The following is a 26250-nucleotide window of genomic DNA, read 5'->3' on the forward strand; positions in this document are numbered from 1 at the left end:
CCATCCCCATCTATCACAAGGAAACCTTCTCATGACACAAACACCATTGCCGATGCTGGACGGCACAATTATTGCTGCTCCCCATGTGGACCGAAAACTGGCTGGCGACATGGGGACTTTACAACTGGTATTTGCTGTGCTGTCGTACAACGCGCCGCTGGGCGTGCTGGCCACCGTGGTCGCGCTGGTGATCGGCTACGGCATCGGCCTCGGCGCGCCGCTGCTGTTCATCGTGCTGGGCTTGCTGATGGCGCTGTTCGCCGTTGGCTATACCGCGATGTCGCGCCACCTGCCGAATCCCGGCGCGTTCTACAGCTACATCACGGCCGGCCTCGGTCGCCCGCTGGGGCTGGGTGGCTCGTTTGTCGCCATGCTGTCCTACACCCTGGCCATGATCAGCATGCTGATCTTCGCCAGCCTGGCCTTGGCCTCGCTGGTGCAAGACACCCTGCACGGTCCCGCCGTCGCCTGGTGGGTGTGGGCGCTGGCCTTCATCGCCATCGTTGGCGTGCTGGGCTACCGCAGGGTGGATGTGTCGGCCCGCGTGCTGGGCATCCTGCTGGGGCTGGAGGTGCTGATCGTGCTGGCGTGGGAAGTCTGCGTGTTCGCCGCCGGCGGCGACGGCGGCAGCCTGACGTATTCCTCCTTCGATCCGCAGGTGGCCCTGGGCGGCGGCGTGGCGGTGGGGATGATCTTCGCCATCAGCTGCTTCGGCGGCTTCGAGGCGACCGCCATCTTCCGCGACGAGGTGCGCGACCCGGTGCGCACCGTGCCGCGCGCCACCTACCTGGCGATCGGCTTCCTGACCGTGTTCTACGCGGCCGGCTCGTGGGCCCTGATCCAGGCGCTGGGCGAGTCCAAGGCGGTGGGTGCCATCGCCGAACATCCGACCACGGCGTTCTTCGACATGGTCAGCCGCTATCTGGGCGCGACCGGCTATCACCTGGTGACGGTGCTGATCATCTCCAGCGCCTTCGCCGGGCTGATGGCGTATCACAATGTGCTGAGCCGCTACCTGTTCAGCCTGGGCGTGGACGGCATCCTGCCGCAAGCCGTCGGTGTGGCCCATCCGCGCCTGAAATCGCCGCACCGGGCCAGCCTGTCGCTGAGCATCGCCACCGCCGTCTATGTGCTGGGCGTGGTGCTGACGCAGGCTTCGCCGACCGAGGTCTACATCCAGCTGATCGGCGTGGCCGGCTATTCCTTCATCATCCTGTTCGTGCTGGCGGCGATCGGCATCGCCGCCTACCTGGCGCGCACCGAGGTGGCCGGCCTTTCGGTCTGGCAGCGCTACGCCGCGCCCGGCGCCGCCGCCGTACTGATGACGGTGATCGGCATCATCGCCACCAGCAAGATCGACTTGCTGACCAATTCGCCCAGCCTGTCGGCCATTTCGCTCGATGTCACGTATGGCGCGGTGCTGGCCGGCATCGTGCTGGCGCTGCTGTTCCGGACTTTCAGGCCGGAGGTGTTCGCGCGCATCGGCCGCCAATGACGCAATCCGTTTCATATTTCCACCACTACCCTCAACAAGGAGCATCACCCCATGGCACACCAACCTTTCCGGCTTGGCTATTTCACCCGCTTCGGCCCGACCGCCTGGAGCGCCGCCGACGACCGCACTTACGGCGGCGACTGGTGGACCGGCGAGCACCACATCCAACTGGCGCAGCGGCTGGAAGCCTCGCGCGGCTTCGACTTCATGTTCTTCGACGACACCTCGACCGTGTCCAACGCCATGGGCGGCAGCATGGACGCGGAGCTGAAATTCGCGGTCGGCTCGCCGCGCCATGAAGCCATCCCGCTGCTGCCGCTGCTGGCCAAGGCCACCCGCCACATGGGCATGGTGTGCACCGCCTCCACCACCTTCTATCCGCCGTTCATCCTGTCGCGCCTGCTCAACAGCGTGGATAACCTGAGCGGCGGCCGCGCCGGCTGGAACGTGGTCACCACCTCGGAGGAATCGGCGGCGCAGAACCACAATTACGCCACGCTGCCCTCGCACGGTGAGCGCTACGAAATGGCGGACGAGTTCCTGGACGTGGCCAAGGCGCTGTGGTCGGCCTGGCAGCCGGATGCGCTGGTGCGTGACGTCGAGCGCAACGTCTATGTCGATCCGGCCAAGGTCAGCGAGATCAAGCACAAGGGCAAATACTTCCAGGTGCGCGGACCATTGAACCAGGTGCCTTCGCCGCAGGGCAAGCCGGTGCTGATGCAGGCCGGCGCCTCGCCGCGCGGCCGCGACTTCGCCGCCAAGCATGCGGACGCGGTGTTCGCGCCACCGATCGGCGGCCTGGATGGCATGAAGGCGATCCGCGACGACATCAAGGAACGCGCCGCGAAATTCGGCCGCAATCCGGACGAGGTCAAGGTATTCTTCGCCGCCATGGTCAAAGTGCTGCCGAGCGCCGACACGCCGATCCCGCCGCTGACCGACGCCCAGGTCGAATACGCGCTGCTGATGACCGCGCAATCGTTCGACCTCGACCTCAGCCAGTTCGATCTGGATAAACCGTTCCCGCTGGAGGTGGAATCGCGCGGCAGCCAATCCATGATCGAAACGCTGCGCCAGGCCGCGCGCGAAGGCAGGACGCTGCGCGAAGCGATCGGCGGCTTCTGGTCCGGCATCGATGAACTGGGCCTGATCGGCACCCCTGCGCAGATCGCCGACAAGATGATGAAAGCGATCGACTACATCGGCGGCGACGGCTTCCTGATCATCGGCTGCGACGTCGCCAACGGCGCCTGGAACGACGGCGTCATCGACGGCCTGGTGCCAGTGCTGCAGCGCGCCGGTGTGCTGCGCACCTCCTATCTGCCTGGCCTGACCTTGCGCCAGACCCTCCAGCAGACCGACTGGGCCACGCGCTAAGCCGCCGCCCTAACAGTCTCAATCCAACCCTGTCATCTCTTCGCCCCGCGCTGGCTTCAGCGCGGGGCGCGGCAAAACTCATCCATAGAAAAGGACAATTCATGTTCAAGCTTATCGCTCTTACCCTCTGTCTGGCCTGCGGCGCTTCGGCGTGGGCGCAGGAAACCCAGCGCGACGACGCCACGCCGCCCGCGCCATCCTGGGCGCCGGTGGTGGAAATCGGCAGCGCCTTCGCCACCGACGGCATGTTCCGCGGCCAGTCCGGCACCAACAGCAAAGCCGCCATGAACGCCCACGCGTTCGTCGTCTCGGGGCCGCTGTATGCCGGCGCGATCTGGATGAACAAGGATCTGGGACCGGACAACGCATCGCGGGCGGAGGAGGATTTTTTGGTTGGCGTCACGCCGCAAGCCGGCCCGCTGCGCTTCGATTTCAACGTGCTATACGCTCATCTGGTGCCGGACGACACGGTCGACTACTGGGAATTCAAAGCCGGGGTCGAAACCGACCTGCCATACGGCGTGGTGGCCGCCTTCAACTACTACCACTCGCCCAACTACGTCAATTTCAACATCAAAGAAGATGTCTACGAACTCACCTGGCGCAAGCCGCTGGACGACAAATGGATGCTGTCCGGATCGGCAGGCCGGCTAGCGTTCGGCGACAGTCCGGTATTCCGCAGCTACAACTGGTGGGATGCCGGCGTCAGCTACAACGTCAACCCCAGCTTCAAGGTCGACCTGCGCTACCACGACACCAACCTCAGCCGAAGCGACTGCTTCCTGCGTAACTCGTGCAAGGGCAGGGTAGTGCTGGGACTGGCGTGGAGCACCACCTTCGCCGGCCCCGACCCGCGATAAGTCATGGGCAGTGAATGATTTTGCGAGCCTTCGCATTTGATTTTAGGGGGGCTATTTGGGATGCGAAGCGCGCCGTGGGCGCGCGGCGCCCCCATCACCGAGGCGTGTCTCTTGACCAAATGAGTCACGATCTATACTATGTCGGTCGTCTGCTCCGTTACTTACGGAAACGACATAGTTGAGCAATCGACTAGGAGACGTGGCCGAGTGGCCGAAGGCACATCCCTGCTAAGGATGCATACGGCTTATACCTGTATCGTGGGTTCGAATCCCACCGTCTCCGCCAGAACAAAACAAAAAGCCTCCCTTTCGGAGGCTTTTTGTTTTTTTGACAAGAATCAATCGGATCCGCCATCAGCAGCTTAAACACGTCACCCAGGAAGTTGGTGACAGACCGTGTTGATTAAATTCCGACGATGGAAAACTTCCGTACCGCGCGTGCGAAACCGTGAGCCGTTCGCAAGGGGGCGCATTTGCTAGCTACGATTTTTTCGGCTGAACGATCAAATAACACCACGGCTTTGCCTGGCGTGACATGCCGGGAGGCATAGATGAAGCCGTCATACTTTGCCGGATTCTTGAACACTGCCCAAGGGAGTAAGCCAGATAGCAGGTGCTGTATTCAGCGTTGTTCACACTACACCCAGGTGCATCGAACCGGTTGCCGCCCGTGCATCCGAAGTAAGGCTCACCCGTGTTATGGCCACTTACACGGTATAGCCGGGACGGTTGAACGTTGGTATGCGGCCAAACCTTCGCTGACAGAATTGACGGAGGCGCTCCTATCGGTGCCGCCGTCATTTATCGCTCCTTGAACGCGTTGGCGGCCGTCAGCACCTTGGCCAAGTCGCCATCCTGCAATGCTGCAACCGGCGTGCGCCCATTCAGCGATACTTTGGGAGAGATGAAGAACTGCCACTTACTGGGGCCGGGGAGGTCGCCGAGTGCTTTTGATATTTTCTCCAATCGGCGGCGTTGCTGAGCGCTAGTTACAAAGAAGGCCGGATAAAGTTGCACATTTGAAGGACCATCAATAGAAAAGATGCGCTGATCTCTCACCGCATTGCTCAACGCTTGCCGCGAAATGCCCAAGGGCGCTAGAAAATCTGAAGAACGCAGCAATAATCCCTGTTCCAGATAACGTTTTCGCGACGCCATACTGTCGCGATCAAGCTGCGCCATGAATTCCTGATTGGCATCAGCGCCCGCTGGCGCGAGCTTGTCCTTCGCACGGCGGTCAAGCTGGATTTGTAGTCTGGATTCCGTAATATCAGGGAACGAAGTCTTGAGGAGTGCTAATCTAGCGCTGACTCCAGGCTGACCAGATGCGGCAGAACGATGGCGGCGGACCTTCACGACCACGAAGCCATCACCCAGATCCAGTGTTCGCTCGATATCCTCGGCTAAAAGCATTGGGGTTGAATGACCACTAAGCGCAGTCGCGCCAGCCAGCGGTGCCGGCTTGCGTTGCCGGAGCGGCTGCGCCGCTCTGGTCGAACGTTTCTTTTGCTCGCTGGCGGACACGAAAATCTCCTGCTTATGATTCAGTTCAGTCTAGTTCAAATGTCCACCATGTCAATCCGGTAAACTTTGTCAATCAGGTTTTGTGTCCATCGGCTACTGCGCGACATTGATCACCACCCGCCAGCATTCCGCTGACACCGCGATTGAGGTGATCAGCTCTCACACGCCGCGCTGAAACCAATGGTGGTCACCCCATCAGCCGAACGGGCAAACACTTCGCCGCGGTGCATGTGGGCGATGGCCTTGACGATCGCCAGACCCAGCCCATGGCCTTTCTGCTGCTCGCCGCCATGGCGTGATGGATCGGCGCGGTAGAAGCGGTCGAACAGGCGTGGCAGGTCGGCGGCGTCGATGGTGGTGCCGGGGTTGCTGACTTCAACCAGCACCTGACGCGGCTGGCGCTGAATCCGCACGCTCAGCGGCGCCTGCGCGCTGGAATAGCGAATCGCGTTGTCCAGCAGGTTGACCATGGCACGCCGGAACAGCCGCGCATCCAGCGGCGCGTGCGCTTCCAGATCGCCATCCACCGTCACCGTCTTGTCCGCCTCTTCCAGCGTGAATTCAAGGAATTCCACCGACTTACCGACTTCCTCGGCCACGCACACATCCTGCAGCGTGGCGCTGGATTCGCCCTGGTCGGCGCGCGCCAGGAACAGCATGTCGTTGACGATGCTGCGCAGCCGCTCCAGTTCTTCCAGATTGGATTGCATCATATCGGTCAGATCGGCCGCGCCACGCGGTTTGGACAACGCCACCTGGGTTAAGCCGATCAGATTGGCCAGCGGCGTGCGCAGCTCGTGCGCGACATCGGCGTTGAACGCTTCCAATTGCACATAGGCGCGCTGTAGCCGGTCCAGCGCGCCATTGAAGGCGCTGGTGACGCCGGCCAGTTCCTGCGGCAGCGGCGAGATCGCCAGCCGCTGCGCCAGATTGCTGACGTTGAGTTCGCCAGCCTGATCGGACAGCTGCTGTAGCGGTTGCAGACCGAGCCGCGCCACGAAATGACCCAGCGCATACATCGCTGCCGCTGCCGTGATCGACAGCGTCACCAGCGAGATCAGAAACACCCGCCGCGCCTCGGCATACGGCCGGGTGTCGATGCCGACCACCAGCGTCACCGGCGGCCGCGCGCCATTGGCTTCAAAGTGCTGCGACTGCACGTTGTACGGATAGGCCCGGCCCGGCACGTAGACCTGCTTCATCTCATGATTGGTTTCCCAGTGGTCGGCCACCGCGTCCAGATCGCTGCCGTAGCGGAAATGCGGATTCTCGCTCAGTACCCAGAAGCGCATGCCGCCGTCGCGCGGCGTCAGCACTTCCATCTTGCGGTCGACTTTTTCCCAGCGCTCCTCGCTGTCGATGCGCTCGATCTGATACGCGCGGTCGTGCATGGCGGAGCCCAACTGGTGGCGCTGGTATTGGATCAGCTGTTCCTTGAACAAGTGGTTCAGCACAATGCTGATGAGGACGATCACAATCAGCGTGGTCAGCGTGAACAGCGCCACCAGGCGCCGGGTGATCGAGTGCTTCATGGCGCCTCGTCCGTGTCCGTCTCATCCGGACGTAACTCCAGGACATAACCCATGCCGCGGATGGTGTGCAGCAGGCGCGGCGACGGCGGGATGTCGATCTTGCCGCGCAGCCGCTTGATGGCCACCTCCACCACATTGGTGTTGCTGTCGAAATTCATATCCCACACCATTTCCGCGATCGCGGTCTTGGACAGGATTTGCCCCTCGCGCCGCGCCAACGCCACCAGCAGCGCAAACTCCTTGGCGGTGAGGTCGATGCGGCGGCCGGTACGAAACGCCTTGCGGCTCAATAAATCAATCTTCAGGTCGCCGATGCTCAGTTGCAGCGGTTCCTGGCTGCGGTTGCGGCGGGTTAGCGCCTGCAGCCGCGCCAGCAATTCGAGGAAGGAGAAAGGCTTGATCAGATAATCGTCGGCGCCGTCGCCGAGGCCGCGTACGCGGTCTTCGATGCTGTCGCGCGCGGTCAGCATGATGACCGGGGTCTGCTTGGCGGCGCGCAGTTCGCGCAGCACGCCAAAGCCGTCGATCCCCGGCAGCATCACGTCCAGCACCACCACATCGTAATTATTCTGCAACGCCAAGTGGCGGCCGTCGATGCCGTTACGGGCGATATCGACGGTGCAACCATGTTCCGTCAGCCCGCGGTACAGATAGTCCACGGTCTTCGGTTCATCTTCCACGATCAGGATATTCATTGAGCCCTGCCTTCGATAACGGCGCCGGCACGCGCCTGCTTGCGCCGCACATACCAGTGATGCGCGCGATCAAGGTAAAGATACACTACCGGCGTGGTAAACAGCGTCAACATCTGCGACAGCAGCAGACCGCCGACCATGGCATAGCCCAGCGGGCGGCGCAGCTCCGAGCCGGCGCCATGGCCCAGCATCAGCGGCAGGCCGCCCAGCAGCGCACACATGGTGGTCATCATAATCGGCCGGAAGCGCAGCAGGCAAGCCTGGTAAATCGCCTGTTCCGGCGCCATCCCGCCCTCGCGCTCGGCGGTCAGCGCGAAGTCGATCATCATGATGCCGTTTTTCTTGACGATGCCGATCAGCAGGATGATACCGATCAGCGCGATCACGCTGAGGTCATAGCCGCCCGCCATCAGGATCAGCAGCGCGCCGACGCCGGCCGAGGGCAGGGTGGACAGAATCGTCAGCGGATGGATATAGCTTTCATACAGCAGGCCCAGCACGATGTACACCGCCACCAGCGCCGCCGCGATCAGATACGGCTGCGTGGAAAGCGATTCGTTGAACGCCTTGGCCGTGCCCTGGAAGTTGCCGGTCAGGCCGGCTGGCGCGCCCATTTTCTGCTGCAGGGCGTTGATGGCGCTCACCGCATCGCCCAGCGCGGCGCCGGGCGCCAGGTTGAACGAAATCGTCACCGCCGGGAACTGGCCCTGGTGGCTGATCGACAGGTAGCCGGTCTTGTTGGTATCGACCTTGACCAGATTCGACAGCGGCACCTGCTCGCCGGTGGTGGGCGCGGTCAGGTACAGATGGTTGAACAGGTCGGGATCGCGCTGCAGCTCCGGCGTCACTTCCAGCACCACGTGGTAGCTGTTGATCTGGGTGAAGTACTGCGCCACCTGGCGCTGGCCGATGGCGTCATAAATGGTGGCGTCGATCAGCGACGGGCTGATGCCGAACGAGGCGGCGCGGGCGCGGTCGATGGTCAGGTTGGCGGTGGCGGCCGAGTTCTGCTGGTCGGAGGCGACGTCGGTCAGTTGCGGCAGCTTGCGCAGGCTGTCCAGCATGCGTGGCGCCCACTGGTTCAGTTCGTCCAGGTTGGCGTCGGTCAGCGTGTACTGGTACTGGGTGCGGCTGGTACGGCCGCCGACGTTGATATCCTGGTTGGCCTGCATGAACAGGTTAACGCCCAGCGCCTTGGCCACCTTCGGCCGCAGGCGGGCGATGATTTCATCGGCGGTGGCGGTGCGGCCCTGGTCCTTGGGCTTCAGGCTGATCATGAAGTTGCCGGTGTTGGCGGTGTTATTCCCCGAGAACATGCCAAACGCCAGCACGTCGGGATCGGTGCGGACGATGTCCGCCAGCTCCACCATGCGTCCGCTCATCGACGTAAACGAGGCGTCCTGGGCCGATTCAGCGGTGCCGGAGATGATGCCGATATCCTGCTGCGGGAAGAAGCCTTTCGGGATGAAGATGAACAGCACCACCGTCAGCGCCAGCGTGGCGATGAAGGTGCACAGCGTGAGGAACTGGTGACGCAGCACCACGTCCAGGCCGCGCTTGTACCAGGCCAGCATGGTGTCGAAGCCGCGCTCGCACAGATGGTAGAAGCGGCCATGCTGCACCTCGTGCTCGTTGCGCAGGAAGCGCGCGCACAGCATCGGCGTCAGCGTCAGCGAAATTACCACCGACAGCGCGATGGTCATGGTGACGGTGACGGCAAATTCGCGGAACAGCCGGCCCACCACGCCGCCCATCAGCAGCAGTGGAATGAACACCGCCACCAGCGACACCGAAATCGAAATAATCGTGAAGCCGATTTCGCCGGCACCCTTGTAGGCCGCTTCCAGCGGCGTCATGCCTTCTTCAATGTAGCGGTAGATATTTTCCAGCATGACGATGGCGTCATCGACCACGAAGCCGACCGCGATGGTCAACGCCATCAGCGACAGGTTGTCGAGGCTGAAGCCGACCACGTACATCAGGCCGGCCGTGCCCAGCAGCGACAGTGGCACCGTCACACTAGGAATAATCGTGGCCGGCAGATTGCGCAGGAACACAAAGATCACCATCACCACCAGCGCGACCGTCAAGGCCAGCGTGAATTCCACGTCCAGCACCGAGGCGCGGATGGTCTGGGTACGGTCGACCAGCGTGTTGACCTTGATGGTGGACGGCAGCGACGCGCGCAAACGCGGCATGGCGGCCTTGATGCCGTTGACGGTGTCGATCACATTGGCGCCGGTCTGCTTGCTGATCACCAGCACGATGGCGCGGCCATTCTGCATGTCGTTATCGTCGGGCTTGGCCGGGCCGGCGTAAGCCCAGGCGCCTTGCTTGACGGTCTCCGGGCCGGACACCGCCACGCCGACGTCGCGGATGCGGATCGGCGCGCCGTTCTTGTAGCCGAGCAGGGTATCGTTCCACGGCTCGGCGCTCAGCAGTTGGTCGTTGGTGTAGACGGTGAAGCTTTTGTTCGGACCATCCACGCTGCCCTTGGGCGTGTTGACGGTGGTTTCGGCGATCACGCCGCGAATGTCTTCCAGACTGATGCCCAGCGTGGCGATCTTGGCCGGGTCGATCTGCACCCGCACCGCCGGTTTTTGCGCGCCGGCGATGTTGACGTAACCGACACCGGACAGCTGTGAAATCTGCTGCGCCAGAATGTTATCGGCGTAATCGCTGACCTGTTGCAGTGGCAGCACGTCCGACTGCACCGCCATGATCATGATCGGCGCGTCGGCCGGGTTGATCTTGCGGAAGGTCGGCGGGCTGGGCAGGTTGCTTGGCAGCTGGCCGGAGGCGGCGTTGATGGCGGCCTGCACATCCAGTGCGGCGGCGTCGATATTGCGGTTAAGGTCAAACTGCAGCGTCACCTGGGTGCTGCCGACCGAGCTGCTGGAGGTCATCTGCGACAGACCGGAAATCAGCGAGAACTGCCGCTCCAGCGGCTGGGCCACGTTGGACGCCATGGTTTCAGGATTGGCGCCTGGCAGGCTGGACGAAACCTGGATGGTGGGGAAGTCGACCTGCGGCAGCGGCGCCACCGGCAGCAGCGGCCAGGCCACCATGCCCAGCAACAGCAGGGCGATGGCCAGCAGCGTGGTGCCGATCGGGCGTTTGATAAACGGGGCGGAGACGCTCATATCAAGCTCCCTCGCGCTTGGCCGTCGCCGCTGCCGCCGCCGACGACGGAGCCGCCGGGCTGGCCGGGGACGCGGCACCCGCCGGTGCGGCCGAGCCGGATGCCCCGGACGCGCCGGCCGGTTTTGCGCTGGCCTCGGCCACGCGCGCGCCCGGCTTCAGCTTGTACTGGCCATCGACCACCACGCGCTGTCCAGCCTGCAAGCCTTGCTCGATCACGGCGGTATCACCCTGCACCTGGCCCAGTCGCACCGGCTGCATGGCGGCCGCATTATTCGCATCCACCGTGTAGACGAAAGTACCGCTCTGACCGCGCTGGATGGCGGCCGACGGCACCGTCAGCGCCTGCGACAACGTGCCCAACTGCAGCTGCACATTGACATACTGCCCTGGCCACAGCTTGTGGTCGGTGTTGACGAACTTGCCTTTGAGCTGCACCGTGCCGCTGGTGGTATCGACCTGGTTATTCAGCAGCACCAGCTCGCCCTGTGCCAGCCTGGTCTTGCCGTCGCGGGTGAGCGCGACCACCGACAGCGGCTTGCTGCCGTTAGCGGCGGCGCCGATGCGCTGCACATCCTCGCCCGGCAGCGTGAAGGTGACCGCCACCGGATCGATCTGGTTGATGATCAGCAGACCGGTGGTGTCGGTGGTGTGGACGATGTTACCGGCATCCACCAGCCGCGCGCCGATGCGGCCGCTCAGCGGCGCGGTGATGCGGGTGTAATCGAGCTGTACCTGCGCGTACTGGATCTGCGCATCATCCGACTGCACGGTGGCGGCGTACTGCGCCACCAGCGCTTGTTGCGTGTCCAGCGTTTGCTGGGTGGTGGCATCGTCGGCGTGCAGATTGGTGTAGCGCTTCAGGTCGGCGCGGGCATTGGCCAGCAGCGCCGCATCCTTGGCGCGCGTGGCCTGGATCTGCGCCAATTGGGCACGCAACGCGCGGCCATCGATCTCGGCCAGCAGTTGGCCGGCCTTGACGTCCTGACCCTCGACAAAATGCAGCTTGTCCAGCTGACCGTCGATGCGGGTCTTGACGGTGACGCTGGCGTAAGCGGTCACCGTACCAACGCCGCTCAGCAGCACCGGCACATCCTGACGCGCGACCGCTGCGGTCACCACCGGAATGGCCGGCGCGTTCGCGGCCGGTGCGGCTGCCTGTGCGTTGAAGTGGGAATGCCAGGCGGCGCCGGCGACAATCAGAACCGCCGCCGCCAGTGGCGGCACGATGCGTTTGGTATTGAGCGTGGTTTTCATGATCGTGATCGGGAGTAGGTGTCAGATATCAGAGAGTCGGAGCGTGCCAGTTGCCACCCAGGCCGGTAATCAGCGCGGCGCTGGCGACCAGGCGGCGCGACAGCAGGCTGGCGACGGTGCGCTCGCCGGCCAGCGTGGTGGCCTGCGCGGTCACCACCGTCAGATAGGTGGCGGTGCCGGCGCGATACTGTTTCAGCGCCAGTTCCTGCGCCAGTTTGGCGGCATCGGTGGCTTGCTGTTGCTTGGCGATTTCGGCGTCGAGCACGGACAGCGTGGCCAGGTTGTCTTCCACTTCCTGGAACGCGCTCAGCACGGTTTGCTTGTAGCTGGCGACGGTGACGTCGTAGGCGGCGATGGCCTGGGCGTCGTTGGCCTTGCGCAGGCCGCCGTCAAACAGCGTCTGGCTCAGCGCCGCGCCCAGCGACCAGATGCGCGATGGCGTGTTGAACAAATCAGCCATGGCGCTGTTGCTGTAGCCGCCGCCGGCGCTCAGGCTCAGCGCCGGGAACCAGGCCGCGCGCGCCACGCCGATATTGGCGTTGGCGGCCGCGACGCGGCGTTCGGCGGCGGCGATGTCGGGGCGGCGCTCCAGCAACTGGGCCGGCAGGGTGGCCGGAATCGCCGGCACTGTCAGGCGCAGGCCGGCGTCGGCGGGCAGGGCGGCGATTTGCAGCTTGGCCGGCGGCTGGCCCGTCAGCACCGCGATCGCATGTTCGAGTTGGGCGCGCTGAGCGTGCAGGTCCAGCGCCTCGGCCTCGGCGGCGGCCAGCTGGTTTTCGGCCAGCGCCAGATCGGAACGCAGCGCCACGCCTTCGCGGTATTGGCTGTTCACCAGTTGCAGCGAACGCTGGTAGGCGGCGGTGGTGCGCGCATACAAGGCCGATTGCATGTCCAGCGCGCGCAGCTGCACATAATCCTGCACCAGGCTGGATTGAATGCTGAGGCGGGCGGCGGCCAGATCGTCGCCACTGGCGCGCGCGCTGGCATCGCCGGCCTCCACCGAACGCCGCACGCCGCCCCACAGGTCCGGCACCCAACTGCTGCTGAGGCTGACACTGTGGGCAGTGGCGACCGCGCCGCTGCTGCGCGCGCGGCTGGTGGCGGCACCGGCCGATACGGTCGGCGTCAGACCGGCGCGGGCGGCATCGGCCAAGGCCAGCGCCTCGCGGTACTGGGCCTCGGACTGGGCGATGGTCTGATTGGCAAGATTGGCTTGATCGACCAGATCGTTCAGGACGGGGTCCTGGAAGCTGGTCCACCATTGCGACTGATCGTCAGCGGCGGCGGGTTGGGCGGTGGTCCAGGGTGCGGCCTCGCGGTAGTCGGAGGGCAGTTCCATGGCCGGTTTGACATAGTCCGGCCCCACCGCGCAGCCGGCCAGCAGCTGAAGCAACAGGGCAGAACACAGGAAAAGAAGCGGGCGGCGTGTGGCTGTCATGGCAAGAAGGAAGAGAGAATTTCGTCCGAAACACTCTAACTTCCCGCCCCCAACGCCTTGCTGACGGCCAGATTACAATTTTGTCAGATAGCCGGTCACGGCCGGTACAGAATCACGGTTTGGCCCGGCGCGATGGTCAAAGTGCGGGTGCCGGCAGCGATGGTTTTGCCGCTGACCAGATCTTTCAGTGGCGCCTGCGTGCCGGGCAGCGCGAGCTCCACGGACTTGGTGCCGCCGGCGTTCATGGCGAACAGGTAGCGGCCATAGCTGCCCTCATAGTAATCGCCACGGCCCGCGTAGGGATCGAAGGAGCTGCGTTCGAAGCTGGCGTCGGCTGGCCCTTGCGCCGCCGGTAGCACCTCGCCCGCCAGCGCCGGCGGCGCGTCGTCGGGGTAGCGCACGTCGGGGATAGGGCCGCCCGCCGTATGCGCGGAGTTGCCGCGCGTGCAATTGCGGCCGCTCGGCACGAAGTCGACGCGGCCATAGAAAGTCGCCACGCGGTCCGCCTGCGGCGTCAGATGGTGCACCCGAAACAGCTTGTTCACGCCGCACATGGCGCGCCAGTATAGCGAGGCGTACATAATGTCATCGCCATGTTTGAGCGCGATGACGCCGTTTTCGGTATCGGTGAACACAAAGTCCGGCTGCCCCGCGCTCATCGGCAGGCGAGCCTGCTGGCGCGGCCAGTTCTTCACCACCTGCCATTCGTCGTAAGCGTCGAGCAGGCCGATGGTGGTACGCTGGCCGGGATCTTTCATGCGGTCGCGCAGCACGGCGAAGAACTGGTTATCCTCCAGCATTTGCTGGGCGGCGGCCATCAAGGCGGGATCTCTGGTGGCGACGGCGGTGTAGAACGGCGTGTTGTCCCAGCCGGTTTTCTGTACATAGGTGGTCACGCCGGGGAAGGCAGGATCGCGCCAGCCGATTGGCGCTTCCAGCTTCATGGCGCGGTAACCATCGGCATCGGCGGCAGGATAGCGGAACGGCGAGCGCGCGTGCGCGATCTTGACCAACTGTTGCAGCAGCTGCGGATCGCCCGCCGTTTCGCTTTTCGAGCGCGTCGCCAGATAAATGCCGGTTGCCCAATCCTGAATTTCGCCATAGCTGCCGACGAAGCCCAGTTCTTTCGACAGGCCGGCAGCGGTGAAGATGCGGTAGTCTTTCGGCACGCGGAAGGCGCCGTTGTCGCCGGAGGCGGCGGAGTAGGTCGGATGGCCGTCCTTGTCCTGGCTACCGCTCCACGCGCTTAGCCCGAGCGATTCGTACAGGTAGTGGCGTGCCTGCTGTTCCGGCAGCGCCTTGCCGCTGCCGATGGCCTGCAAGCCGTTGTTGCTGTAATAGATGCCCAGCAGGTCGACGATCATGGACTGGTTGGTGTACAGCCGGCGGTGGTGCAGCATGTAGTCCAGTCCATACGACAGCATGGCTGCGTAGCCATCGCGCCGTGTGACGCCGCTGCCCGGCAGCTTCTGATCCAGCTGTGGCGTGATTTCGGCCTGCAGGATTTGCAGCGCCTTGCCGTATGGCCCGAGCGCTTCCCAGTCCGGATTGGTGTGGGTTTTGTCGCTGTAGATGAAGCCTGGGTCGCTGAGATAGCGCGTGTAAAACTGGTCGCCCGCTTCCAGCACCTTGCGCACCACGGCGGGATTGCGATAAGCCTTGGTCCATGCGATGTCATAGCTGCGCGCCAGGAACAGGGTTTCGTGCAGCGTCAGGGCGCGATCGGCGGCCAGCTCCCTTTCGATTTCCCTGTTGATGCGGGCCTGCAGCTGTTCCATCACTTCCGCGCCCGGTGCCGGGCGCACTGCGGCGTTGGGGGCCGCGCCTTCAGCCTCGCCGGCATCCAGGAATGGATCGCTGTGCACATACATGGCATAGATTGGGCGCGACGGCTCCGTCATCGGCCGCTGGAATTTGGCGAAGTCGCTGTTGTAGACCGCGTACGGGCCGGTGGCGCGGATGCGGCAATTCAGCTGGCGTTTGTTCGCGGTCAGGTTGGCGGGCAGGGGAAAAGTGCGATAGGTGAAGCGGCCTTCATACATGGGCGAGACGGTGCCAAGATCGAGGATCTCGATGTCGCCCAGATGGCGGTAGCCGATCTGCTTTCCTTCGCAGTACAGCGTCAGTTTGTTGGTGTTGGTTTCGCCGCCCCACAGCCGCACCGACGCGTAGTTCTGCACCGCCGGGTCGACCTTCAGCGTGAACTCCAGCGAGCCGCCGCGCCAGTCGGTCGCGGACAGCGGCAGTAGCTGGCGTGCGCCGCGTCCCAGCGCACCTTGAATGATTTGCGCATGTTCGCCACGCACTGCATGCGCCGTTTCGGATGCGGCATCGCCAAAGGTGATCTTGTCGGTCAGCGTGGTGACAGCGTGGGCTTGCGCGCAGGCGGCCAGCATGGTCAGGGCGATACGGTTCTTCATGGTGTCCTTGTTCATTTAAAGCGGATGTCGGTGGCATGCGGGCCGACTTGCAGCAGCTCCGCGTCCGGCGCGGTGAGCTTGCGCTGGCCGATACGCACATTCTCCAGCGTGACGCCACGCACGCCGCGCGCCTGGTCATAGCCCTGGATCACGGACGGCCCGTACACGCCCTTGCCGGTGAAGCTGATGTTGCGCAGCGTGAGATTGGCGATGCCGCCGCCGGGACTGAGGCTGAAGCGGTCGTCGCCGATCACCGCAAAGTTGAACAGCTTCCCTTCGATCATATGGTCGACCCGGATATCCTCGAACAGGATGTTGCGGACCACGGTGGCGTTGTTCGCGTTAATCGCCATCACGCCCTGAAAGCGTGGCTGCGTCTCGTTGATTTCAAGGACATCGATGTTCTTGAAGGTGACGTCTTCGGTCACCTCCGGCCGGTCCGGATTGCCGAACAATCCCATGTACATGGCGTGTGCCACGTCCGCCCAGCAGGTGGAATTGGTGACGCGCACCCGGCGTATATCGCCGTACAGATCCCAGCGATGGTTGTACAGCGCGAAGCAGTCATCCGCCACGCGCAGGAACACGCGGTCGATCTCCACATCCCGGCAGGAGTAGATGTCGATACCATCCGCCCAAGGCCGGGCGCTGAAGCTTTTGAGATCGACGATGCTGACGCCACTGGATTGCATGCAGCCCAGCGTCACGCCGGGAGGATTGATGATGGTCAGCCCTTCAATGCGGATGTTGCGCGAGTTGCGGATGCCGATGGCTGCGGTGCCATCAACGTGTGCTTCCGGCGTGTTGTCATGGGTGGCGGTGTTGGTCATGGGGACGTCGCCAGTAGGGCGTTCGATCAGGCCGTGGCCTTTGATGGTGACGTCGTGCACATGGTCCAGCGAGATGCCGGCATCCAGCACCGCCGCACCATCGATCAGCACCGTCTGGCCGGAGGCAAAGCGGAATACCTTTTCGCCCTTGGGCGGCTTGTGCACGCCCGGACCGAACACGATCACGCCCGGACCTTGCGGCTTGGCGCTGTTGTCGATGGCACCGGCGAAGACGTGCAGGTTGTGGTGCTTGTCGCCGTCAAATTCGACCGACAGATTGGCCGGCTTGTCCAGCGTGAGGTACACCGTGTCATCCTCGATGCGCGGCTGGATGCCAAGGCTGGCGGGACGCACCGCGACCTTGGAGAAGCCGGCATAGCTGCGCTGAATCGCCAGTTCCACCTTGCCTTCAAAGTCGAAGCGCACCAGCGCGGCGCTTTGCGGATTGTTCCAGTCTACCTCCACCCGGTGCTCGTAAAGATCCTGCCAGACGCCCGATGGCGCGCGTACCCGCACCACATATTCAGGATTGCGATGGGTGTCGCGTACCGTGTCGCCAGGGCTGTAGCGCACCGGGCGCGGATAGTCGTAGGTCTGGATTTGAGCGGCCAGCGCCGGTGATGCGGCGCTAAGCGCGGCGGCCGCGAACAGCAGGAATTTCAACACGTCTTCCTCTTATTAATTAATTTGGTTATCGATAACATAGCAAGCCCGGATCGCGTGTGTCAAGAAAAAACTACGCCAGTTCCAGGCGCCGAGATTTTGCTTGTGCGGCCGTATTGTTTGATCTAGTATGCGGTTAATATCAGTTTGCCTGACATAATATGTTTTCCTATCATCCTCCCGTCAAACACATGCGGTACGTGTTGAACGACGTGCTGTCGGCCACCGCGCGCCTGCGGCAGGAAGCCGGCTTTGCGGACCTCGATGCGGAACTGGTGCAGCAAGTATTGGAAGAAGCGGGGCGCTTCACCAGCGAGGTGCTGTTCCCGCTGAACGCGTCCGGCGACAAACAGGGATGCCGCTTCGAGAACGGCGTCGTCACCACGCCGGACGGTTACGCCGACGCCTATCGCCAGTTCCATGAAGCCGGTTGGGCCTCGCTGTCCTGCGATCCGGACGATGGCGGGCAGGGACTGCCGCAAGTGCTGAACTGCGCGCTGGAGGAGATGATGGTCAGCGCCAATCACGCATGGACTATGTACCCCGGCCTGCTGCACGGCGCCTACACCTGCCTGCGCGCGCACGGCAGCGAGGCGCTGAAGCAGGCGTATCTGCCCAAGCTGGTGAGTGGCGAATGGCTGGCCACCATGTGTCTGACCGAACCGCAGGCCGGCAGCGACGTTGGCCTGCTGCGCACCCGCGCCGAGCCGGATGGCGAGCAGGCATACCGCATCAGCGGCAGCAAAATCTTCATCTCTGGCGGCGAGCATGACCTCACCGATAACATCATCCATCTGGTGCTGGCCCGCATCCCCGGCGCGCCGGAAGGCAGCAAAGGGATCTCGCTGTTTCTGGTGCCGAAAATTGGCCCGGACGGCGCGCGTAATCGCATCGTTTGCACCGGCATCGAACACAAACTGGGCATACGCGGTAGCGCCACCTGCTCGCTGGACTTCGACGGCGCCACCGGTTGGCTGGTAGGGGAGCCGCATCGCGGACTGGCCGCCATGTTCGTCATGATGAATGCCGCCCGCATGCTGGCGGGTGCGCAGGGTATCGGGATCGCGGAAGCAGCCTGGCAGAACGCCGAACGCTATGCGCAAGAACGCCTGCAGATGAAGGCGGTGTGCCGGCCGCCGGAGCGGCAGTCGGCGGCGGCCGACCCGATTGCGCTGCATCCTCCGGTACAGCGGTTGCTGGCGACTCAGCGCTGCTATGTGCAGGGTGGCCGGATGCTGTTGTACTGGAGTGGCCTGCTGCTCGACTTGGCGCATGCCAGCGCCGATGCGGCGCGCCGCCAGCAGCTGGAGCAGTTGCTGGCGCTGGTAACACCGGTGGTCAAAGCCTTCCTGACGCAGAAGGCGTTCGACGGCGCCAGTAACGCGCTGCAAGTGTACGGCGGCTATGGCGTCATCACCGAAACCGGCATCGAGCAGTACCTGCGCGATGTGCGCGTCACCATGATTTACGAGGGCACCAACGAGATTCAGGCGATTGATCTGGTGCTGCGCAAAATCCTGGCGGACCAGGGCCGCACGCTGCCGATGCTGCTGGATGAAGTCCGCCACACGGCGCAGGACGAGGCCGACGGCCCGCTGGCGGGGCATAGCTGCTTGCTGTTGTCGCTGACGCGGGAACTGGCTGCCGTGGCGGATGCGCTGCATGGCGCGGCGCGCGCGCGGCCGGAACTGCCGCATTGGATCGCCGGCGACATCGTCAAGCTGCTGGGACACTGTCTGATCGGCTGGATGTGGCTGCGCAGCGCGCGCGTCTCGATCCGCTTGCATGAACAGGACCCCGCATTCCACGCCGAGCAGCGCGCCAGCGCGCAGCACTACTTCACGTATGTGTTTGCCGAGACACAGGAGGCGCTGGCGGTGGTGCGTGCCTGTCTGGGATAGTGAGCGTTCCGGCTCCGGCCCTGTTACTATCTGGGTTTGCTGCGATGATAACTATACCCAGACGGAGACTATGCGGCTTAATAAATTCGACCTCAACTTGTTGTTGGCGCTGGATGCGCTGTTGCGCGAAAAAAGCGTAACGCGCGCGGCGGCGCGTTTGTTCGTATCGCAGCCGGCCATGAGCGCCTCGCTGGCCAAGCTGCGCGAACAGTTCGACAACCCGCTGCTGGTGCGCGTCGGCCGGCAGATGGAGCTGACGCCACGCGCCCGTGAACTGCGCGAGCCGGTGCGGCAAATGCTGCTCAGCGCCCAGGCGTTGATGGGCACCGAGCGTTCCTTTGATCCGGCCACGGAGCGCCGCACCTTTACCGTGCTGTGCCCCGACCACGTGTCGCCATGGCTGATGCCCGGCATTCTGCGCCGCTTGCAGCACGCCGCGCCGAACATCCGCATCGAGATTGAGCGGCCCTCCGGCGCCGATCTGGCCAGCCTGCTGCAGGCCGACGTCGATCTGATGCTGGCGCTGGATCCACCGGAAACGCTGTCATATCCTGCCTTGCCGGAATCGATCGACAGCCGCTTTATTTGCGACCTGCGTTATGTGTGTATTCTGTCGGCCGACCACCCGGCCGTGACCGAGAAGATGAGTGAGGAGCGCTTCCTGCAGCAGCAATTCGTCATCGTTCGGCAGTCGCGGCGTTCGTCGCGGCTGGAGGAAATCATGCAGGAGAGTTTCGGCGTGCAGCTGGATGTGCGTGCGGTGACCGAGAATGTACTGGAGCTGCCGTTCCTGGTCACCAAGGGCGCGCCGTTTGTGGCGGTGACGCTGGAGTTCCTGGCGCAGTTCCTGAAGGCGTCGCCGCGCTTGCGCATCCTGGATCTGCCGGAAGGGCTGATGCCGCCAAGTCAGCTGAGTATATTGTGGCACCGTTCCTTTGAGGCTGACCCGGCGCACATCTGGTTGCGCAATCTGATTATCGAAGAGTGCAACGCCTACCATGCGGGCGGCGGCTTCGATCCGTTGCGCTGATTGTCGAGCTGCCTGCAACATAGAGTTGTCGTCGCTTGGCCGCGCCGATCTGGCCGACAATGCCGGTGAAGACAGTCAGACGATGAGGAAGCATGAACGACGACCGCATGATAATCGAGAAGCTGCGCATGCCGGCGCGGGTAGGCGTTTATCCGCACGAAAAAGACCGCACGCAGACTATCTGCCTGTCGCTGGAGGTGGGCTTGCCGGAACAGGGCAGCCATGTCAGCGACGCGCTGGAGGATACGATTTGCTATATGGCGGTGACCGAGGCGGTGCGCACGCTTGCGCTTAGCCGGCATTTCAATCTGGTCGAGACGCTGGCCGAGCAGGTGGCGCAGGAAGTGCTGGGCTATGGCGCGCGCTGGGTGTCGGTCCGTGTCGGCAAGGTGGGGATCGTGGCGGGCGCGCAGGCGGTGGAGATTGCGATTACGCGCCGCGCGGAATGCTATGACGGCTTTACCAGGCCGGTGAGGAAGGATGCTTTGAGCTGGCATTCGGCGACTTCGAGTGCTGGATCGCTGTCGTGGACGATGCCGGCACCGACGCCGAATCTGCCCTGACGCGGCCCGTCGCCGGGCGGCAGCACCAGCGTGCGGATCGGCACCGACAGGCAGAAGTCGCCGCCGGGATCGATCCAGCCCACGGCGCCGGTGTAGATGCCGCGCGCGTCCGGCTCCAGTTCGCGGATGATCTCCATGGCGCGCCGCTTGGGGGCGCCGGTGATGGAGCCGCAGGGATAGAGCGCTTGGAAGATGTCGCCCAGCGTGGCGTGTGGTGCCAGTTCGGCTTCCACGGTCGACGTCATTTGCAGCACCTTGCCGTAGCGCTGGATGTCGAACAGCGCCGGCACCCGCACGCTGCCGGTGCGGGCAATGCGTCCCAGGTCATTGCGCAGCAAGTCCACAATCATCAGGTTTTCAGCGCGGTTCTTGGGATCGGCAGCCAGTCGCCGCGCGTGCTGCGCGTTCGTTGCATCGTCATCGCCGGCGGTCGCAGTACCTTTCATCGGGCGCGCTTGCAGCTTGCCGGCGCGGTGGCGGATGAACAGCTCCGGTGACAGCGACAGCACGCAACGGCCGTCCGGCAGCGCGATCAAGGCGCCGTAGGGCACTGGCTGGCGCGCGCGCAGCAGCGCGTACAGCGCCGGCGCGGGGCCGAAAACGTCTACATGCAGACGCAAGGTGTAGTTGACCTGATAGACATCGCCGGCGGCGATATAGGCCAGGATGCGCTCAACAGAGCGCGTAAAAGCCGCCTGGTCGACGCTCGGCTGCACGGCGACGATGCCCGCCGGTGTGGCACGGAGTCCCGCCACAGCGGCATGTGTCCCCGCCGACGCGCGGGCCGCCAGCCAGGCGTCAACCTCGGCGCCATCCAACATCTGTACGCTGCGGAACAACAGTATCTGCGCCAGCGGTTCGCTGGTGGCGCGCGCCGTGGCGGGGATCTCCAGCAGTTGGCCTCCCAACTCGTAAGCGCAAACCGGCACCGCATACAGACCTTGTTGCAGTGCCGCGTCCAGCGCCGCCAACAGCGCTGGCCATTCATTGATGGCGAGGCAGGCCAGCGTGCCAGCATGGTCGAGATAGAGGCGCGAGCGGCGCGCCGGGTCTGCATCGTCCAGCAGCGCAAATACGGCGTCGCCGCTCATGCCGGCGCGTGCTGCATTGCGGCGCGATGTGCCGAGCGCAGCGTGTTCTCCATCAGCATGGTCACCGTCATCGGACCGACGCCACCCGGCACCGGCGTAAGCCAGGCCGCGCGTTCGCGCACGCTGTCGAAATCCACATCGCCGACAATGCGCCCATCCGCCAGCCGGTTGATGCCGACATCGATCACCACCGCGCCGCGCTTGACCATCGGACCGGTAATCAAGCCAGGCTTGCCGGCGGCGACAATCAGGATATCCGCCAGAATCGTGTACTGCGCCAGATCACGGGTGCGCGCGTGGCAGATGCTGACCGTGGCTTCGCGCTGCAGCAGCATTAGCGCCATTGGCTTGCCGACGATATTGCTGGCACCGACCACCACCGCGTTCTTGCCGGCGACGTCGATGCCAGTGGTGTCCAGCAGCAGTTGCACACCATACGGCGTGCAAGGCGGGAACACCGACTGCCCGATCACCAGCGCACCGACGTTATACAGATGGAAGCCATCGACATCCTTGTCGACCGCGATCGATTCAATGACGCGCCGCACATCGATATGCGGCGGCAGCGGCAGCTGCACCAGAATGCCGTGCACCGAATCGTCCTCATTCAGCTGCGCGATCAACTGCAACACCTGCGCCTCGCTGGTCTCCGCCGGCAGCAGATGCTGGCGTGATGCGATGCCGCATTCGGAGCAGGCACGCAGCTTGTTGCGCACATAAACAGCGGACGCCGGGTCCGCGCCCACCAGCACCACCGCCAGTCCTGGCTTGACGCCATCCTCCTCCAGTTGCCGCGCGCGCTCGCGCATCGCCGCCCGCAGGCTGTGGGCGAGTTTCAGTCCATCGATCAGCTGTGCCGTCATATCGTTCTTTCGAGAGTGTGAAATTCAGGCGACCGATTGTAGTGAAGGAACGACGCGCCGATTGTTCGCACTTCTGCAACATAGGAGTGAGACGCGGCCGCAAACCAGCGGCGCAGCGCCGCCCCAGAGGGAAAACAGATGAACTATCAGCGTTGCTTATGGATGGCGAATTCGCGCATCCCTGCAATCGATTTTTCGGCGGCTGTGGGCTGCAATAGAGTGGGGCCACAATAACCAGGAGATCACAATGAATGTAGTATCAAGCGAAGCGCTCCCGGTCCCGCCGCATGCTGTCGATACGCGGCTGAAGGAGCGCATCGCCGCCTTCATGCGGCGTGCCTCGACCGAGGTGACCACCCACGATGAATCCACGCTTCCCCAACTGGCAGACACCCTCCCGCGCGGTACCACCGTGTACGTCGCACATACACCCAAGGCGCAGTTCGACGATGTGCTGCGCGTTTCGCTGAAAGTACAGGCGGCTGGATTTTTAGCTTCGCCGCATCTGGTAGCGCGTCGCTTGCCGTCCGAAGCGGCGGTACGCAACGGCCTGCGCATGCTCAGCGACGCCGGCATTACGCAGGCACTGCTGGTGGCGGGCGACCGCGATGCGGCATTGGGACCCTACGCCAATACGCTGGAGTTGCTGGCCTCGGGCGTGCTCGATGATTGCGGCCTGCGCGCGCTCGGCGTAGCCGGTCATCCGGAAGGCCACCCGCATGTCGTCAAGGCAGACTTGTGGCAAGCCTTGCGCCACAAGCAGGCGTTTGCCGACCGCACCGGCATCGCGGTGCATGTCGCCACGCAGTTCGGCTTCGATCCGCAGGGTGTGCACGACTGGGCCGCCCAGTTCGAGCAGCATGGCATCGACCTGCCGGTGCACGTCGGCATCGCTGGCCCGACTTCGGTGGCCAAGCTGCTGCGGTTTGCGATTCAGTGCGGTGTCGGCGCTTCGCTGACGGCGGCCTCCAAAAACATGAAAGCTTTTTCCAACGTGGCGCGTCAGGGCGCGACGCCGGAGGAAATCGTACCAGCGCTGGTACGTTTGGGCGCCGGCGAGACGGCGGCGCGCATCGTGCAGCCACACGTATTTGCGTTCGGCGGCACCATCGCCACCGCCAACTGGATACGCGCCGTGCGCAATGAAGAATTTGATCTGCAGCCGGACGGCGCCATCGAAGTGCGTCGTTAAATCAAACATTGGAGTATGAACATGACGTCTTTTAACCAGTCCGAAACCGCGGCCGCCAGCATTGCCGCGCAGGCGGAGCATATTGTGCTGACCCTGTCCTGTCCGGACACCATCGGCGTGGTGGCCGCCGTTACCGGCTTTCTGGCATCGCATCGCTATTCAGTCAGCGAAGCGCACCACCACGACGACAGCCATAGCGGCAGCTCGTTCGTGCGCGCGGTGTTCCATTCGGTCGAACCGCAATCGCTGCCGATCGAAGAACTGGACAAGCTGTTTGCCGAGCAGGTTGGCACGCCGTTCAAAATGCGCTGGCAATTCCATGCACAGCGGCGCAAATGCCGCGTGCTGCTGGCGGTGTCGCGCCATGGTCACTGCCTGAACAGCATCCTTCACCGCTGGAGCACCGGCACGCTACCGATACATGTGGTGGGCGTGGTGTCCAATCACCAGGATATGCGCAGCCTGGTCGAGTGGCATGGCGTGCCGTATTACTACCTGCCGGTGATCGAGGGCCGCAAGCGCGAGCAAGAGGAGCGCATCAAGGAAGTGTTCGCGCGCACCGAGGCCGAACTGCTGGTGCTGGCGCGCTACATGCAAATTCTCAGCGACGACGCCTGCCGCCACTTCGACGGCAACGCCATCAATATCCACCATTCCTTCCTGCCTGGTTTCAAGGGCGCCAAGGCGTACCACCAGGCGTTTGAGCGCGGCGTCAAATCGATCGGCGCCACCGCGCACTACGTCACCACCGACCTGGATGAAGGACCGATCATCGAGCAGGGCGTCGAGCGCGTCGACCACACCTATTCGCCGGAAGACCTGACGGTCACCGGCAGCGAGCTGGAATCGGTGGTGCTGAACCGCGCCATCAAATGGCACGCGGAGCGCCGCGTGTTCAGAAACGGTAACAAGACTGTCGTACTTAAATAATCCCAACCCACGGAGACGCAATGAAAATCGAAAACAAACAACAATCCGCACCGAATCTGGAAGAAGCGATGCAGCAGGCCGGCGGCCCGATGAAACTGCTGTGGAAGCCGAATAACAAGCTGCACGCGGTGCCGGTGGTGCAGCCGGAATATGCCGGCTGGCGCCTGGAGCAGGCGGCCTACGGCGATGGTGCGGCGTTTTCCGATCTGTCGCACCACATGTCCGACCTGTTCATCGAAGGCCCGGACGCGCAGCGCCTGCTGATGGATGTCAGCGCCAACGATTACCAGAACTTCGTTGATGGCCAGGCCAAGCAGTTCATTCCGGTCACCGCCCAAGGGCTGCTGATCACCGACGGCATCCTGATGCGCGACCACGCCAACAAGTATGTGCTGAGCGGCGTGCCGGCTTCGCAAAACTGGGTGCGCTACCACGGCCTGAAAGGCAAGTATGACGTGGAGTTCGAGATTGATCCGGATTCCGGCACCCGCAAGGGCGGCGACCCGAAACTGTTCCGCTTCCAGGTGCAGGGTGCGCGCGCGCTGGAAGTGGTGGAGCGCTGCTTCGGCGGCCCACTGCCGAAGACCAAATTCTTCCACTCCACCGAAGTGTCGCTGGGCGGCCGCAGCTTCCGCGCTTTCCGTCACGGCATGGCCGGCACGCCGGGCTATGAATTCATCGGCAACTGGGAAGACGGCCAGTTCGTCAAGGACGCGCTGTTTAAGGCCGGCGAGCCTTCCGGCATGCTGCATATCGGTGGCAAGGCATATTTCACCAACGGTATCGAGAGCGGCTGGATTCCAACGCCGACGCCGGCCATCTACACCGCGCCGGAGCTGGAGGATTATCGCCGTTTCATCAGCCTGTTCTCGTTCGAAGGCATGCGCGGCATCCACGGCAGCTACTACTCGGACAACATTGAGGACTACTACCTGTCGCCGTTTGAACTGGGCTATGGCAAGTCGATCGCCTTCAATCACGACTTCATCGGCCGCGAGGCGCTGGAGCGCGCACGCGAACAGCAACTGCGCACCAAGGTCACGCTGGTGTTCAATCCGGACGACGTGCGCAAGGTGTTTGGTGACGACACCGGCTTCCTGCTGTCGTACGCGCGCTTCCGCGTCGAAGCCGGCGCCGAGTTGGCCGGCATGACTTTCTACACGGCGTTCATCGACCCGGCCAAGACGATCCTGTCGCTGGCGGTGGTCAGCGACAAATTCGCCAAGCCGGGCACGGAAGTAACGGTCAGCTGGGGCGAGCATCCTGGACCGGGCACCGATCCGAATGCCGATCTGGGCTTCCCCAAGCTGCGCGCCACGGTGCAGCCGTCGCCGTATAGCGAGATCGCCCGCACCACGTACCGCAACAATAACTGATGGTTTTACCGGGGACTGCTGACAGGCCAGTCCCCCCGGTGGGCGCGTCGGGCGCGCCGCGACCCACCGGTT

General features: G+C 63.6%; 18 protein-coding genes, 1 tRNA gene and 1 pseudogene. 10 read left to right on the plus strand and 10 right to left on the minus strand.

From position 1 onward, the window contains the following. The first annotated feature begins 31 nt into the window (after positions 1–31). The 4 genes from GJ699_RS00760 to GJ699_RS00775 all read left to right on the plus strand — a co-directional run bounded on the left by GJ699_RS00760 (position 32) and on the right by GJ699_RS00775 (position 4018). Positions 32–1495 carry an APC family permease gene (locus tag GJ699_RS00760; protein ID WP_154372153.1) on the plus strand — a complete coding sequence of 488 codons (1464 nt, stop codon included), beginning with the start codon at positions 32–34 and terminating at the stop codon, positions 1493–1495. Positions 1496–1546: 51 nt separating this feature from the next. Further along, a complete protein-coding gene (locus GJ699_RS00765) occupies positions 1547–2872 on the plus strand; it encodes an NtaA/DmoA family FMN-dependent monooxygenase (RefSeq protein WP_154372155.1) in 1326 nt (441 codons plus the stop codon). Positions 2873–2973: 101 nt separating this feature from the next. Beyond that, complete coding sequence (locus GJ699_RS00770) at positions 2974–3732, plus strand: TorF family putative porin (protein WP_154372157.1); 759 nt, start codon at positions 2974–2976, stop codon at positions 3730–3732. Between the two features lie 193 nt (positions 3733–3925). Next, positions 3926–4018 (plus strand) — tRNA-Ser (locus tag GJ699_RS00775). Between the two features lie 515 nt (positions 4019–4533). Here GJ699_RS00775 and GJ699_RS00780 read toward each other — a convergent pair. The 8 genes from GJ699_RS00780 to GJ699_RS00815 all read right to left on the minus strand — a co-directional run bounded on the left by GJ699_RS00780 (position 4534) and on the right by GJ699_RS00815 (position 17235). After that, positions 4534–5256, minus strand: a complete 723-nt coding sequence (locus GJ699_RS00780) for a hypothetical protein (protein ID WP_154372159.1) — start codon at positions 5254–5256, stop codon at positions 4534–4536. A gap of 152 nt (positions 5257–5408) precedes the next feature. Beyond that, positions 5409–6788 (minus strand): heavy metal sensor histidine kinase, encoded by a 1380-nt coding sequence (locus tag GJ699_RS00785; RefSeq protein WP_154372160.1) that lies wholly within the window; start codon positions 6786–6788, stop codon positions 5409–5411. After that, entirely contained in the window at positions 6785–7483 is a 699-nt protein-coding gene (locus GJ699_RS00790) for a heavy metal response regulator transcription factor (protein ID WP_154372162.1), read from the minus strand. Before GJ699_RS00790 ends, GJ699_RS00785 begins: the two co-directional genes overlap by 4 nt. After that, entirely contained in the window at positions 7480–10626 is a 3147-nt protein-coding gene (locus tag GJ699_RS00795; RefSeq protein WP_154372164.1) for an efflux RND transporter permease subunit, read from the minus strand. Before GJ699_RS00795 ends, GJ699_RS00790 begins: the two co-directional genes overlap by 4 nt. A 1-nt stretch (position 10627) precedes the next feature. Further along, positions 10628–11881 (minus strand): efflux RND transporter periplasmic adaptor subunit, encoded by a 1254-nt coding sequence (locus tag GJ699_RS00800; protein ID WP_154372166.1) that lies wholly within the window; start codon positions 11879–11881, stop codon positions 10628–10630. A 28-nt stretch (positions 11882–11909) separates the two neighbouring features. Continuing rightward, entirely contained in the window at positions 11910–13274 is a 1365-nt protein-coding gene (locus GJ699_RS00805) for an efflux transporter outer membrane subunit (protein WP_229261877.1), read from the minus strand. A gap of 140 nt (positions 13275–13414) precedes the next feature. Beyond that, the gene (locus tag GJ699_RS00810; RefSeq protein ID WP_154372169.1) at positions 13415–15739 is read right to left on the minus strand and encodes a hypothetical protein; all 2325 of its coding nucleotides are present in this window, start codon (positions 15737–15739) and stop codon (positions 13415–13417) included. Positions 15740–15750: 11 nt separating this feature from the next. Further along, complete coding sequence (locus GJ699_RS00815; RefSeq protein ID WP_154372171.1) at positions 15751–17235, minus strand: glycosyl hydrolase family 28 protein; 1485 nt, start codon at positions 17233–17235, stop codon at positions 15751–15753. Between the two features lie 158 nt (positions 17236–17393). Between GJ699_RS00815 and GJ699_RS00820 the strand changes: the two genes are divergently transcribed. The 3 genes from GJ699_RS00820 (at position 17394) to GJ699_RS00830 (ending at position 20726) form a co-directional block, all read left to right on the plus strand. Beyond that, the gene (locus tag GJ699_RS00820) at positions 17394–19133 is read left to right on the plus strand and encodes an acyl-CoA dehydrogenase family protein (RefSeq protein ID WP_154372173.1); all 1740 of its coding nucleotides are present in this window, start codon (positions 17394–17396) and stop codon (positions 19131–19133) included. A 70-nt stretch (positions 19134–19203) separates the two neighbouring features. After that, positions 19204–20163 (plus strand): LysR family transcriptional regulator, encoded by a 960-nt coding sequence (locus GJ699_RS00825; protein WP_195763425.1) that lies wholly within the window; start codon positions 19204–19206, stop codon positions 20161–20163. Between the two features lie 107 nt (positions 20164–20270). Continuing rightward, positions 20271–20726: a dihydroneopterin aldolase gene (locus GJ699_RS00830; protein ID WP_267877702.1), complete on the plus strand. Its 456-nt coding sequence runs from the start codon at positions 20271–20273 to the stop codon at positions 20724–20726. On the opposite strand, the pseudogene GJ699_RS00835 reads toward GJ699_RS00830, so the two are convergent. Further along, a pseudogene (locus tag GJ699_RS00835) lies at positions 20627–21817 on the minus strand (chorismate-binding protein); the annotation flags it as partial. The gene GJ699_RS00830 and the pseudogene GJ699_RS00835 sit on opposite strands and share 100 nt — an antisense overlap. Then, entirely contained in the window at positions 21814–22680 is an 867-nt protein-coding gene (gene folD / locus GJ699_RS00840; RefSeq protein WP_154372180.1) for a bifunctional methylenetetrahydrofolate dehydrogenase/methenyltetrahydrofolate cyclohydrolase FolD, read from the minus strand. The gene folD and the pseudogene GJ699_RS00835, both read right to left, overlap by 4 nt. A 247-nt stretch (positions 22681–22927) precedes the next feature. Between folD and GJ699_RS00845 the strand changes: the two genes are divergently transcribed. Genes GJ699_RS00845 through GJ699_RS00855 form a run of 3 tightly spaced genes read left to right on the plus strand, consistent with a single transcriptional unit; the run spans position 22928 to position 26178 of the window. Further along, positions 22928–23872: a methylenetetrahydrofolate reductase gene (locus GJ699_RS00845; protein WP_154372182.1), complete on the plus strand. Its 945-nt coding sequence runs from the start codon at positions 22928–22930 to the stop codon at positions 23870–23872. A gap of 21 nt (positions 23873–23893) precedes the next feature. Then, positions 23894–24802, plus strand: coding sequence for a formyltetrahydrofolate deformylase (gene purU / locus GJ699_RS00850; RefSeq protein WP_154372184.1), 909 nt, complete (start codon positions 23894–23896; stop codon positions 24800–24802). A gap of 20 nt (positions 24803–24822) precedes the next feature. After that, positions 24823–26178, plus strand: coding sequence for an aminomethyltransferase family protein (locus GJ699_RS00855; protein WP_154372186.1), 1356 nt, complete (start codon positions 24823–24825; stop codon positions 26176–26178). Positions 26179–26250 lie beyond the last annotated feature (72 nt).

Source organism: Duganella guangzhouensis (assembly GCF_009674535.1).
Classification (GTDB): Bacteria; Pseudomonadota; Gammaproteobacteria; order Burkholderiales; family Burkholderiaceae_D; genus Rugamonas; species Rugamonas guangzhouensis.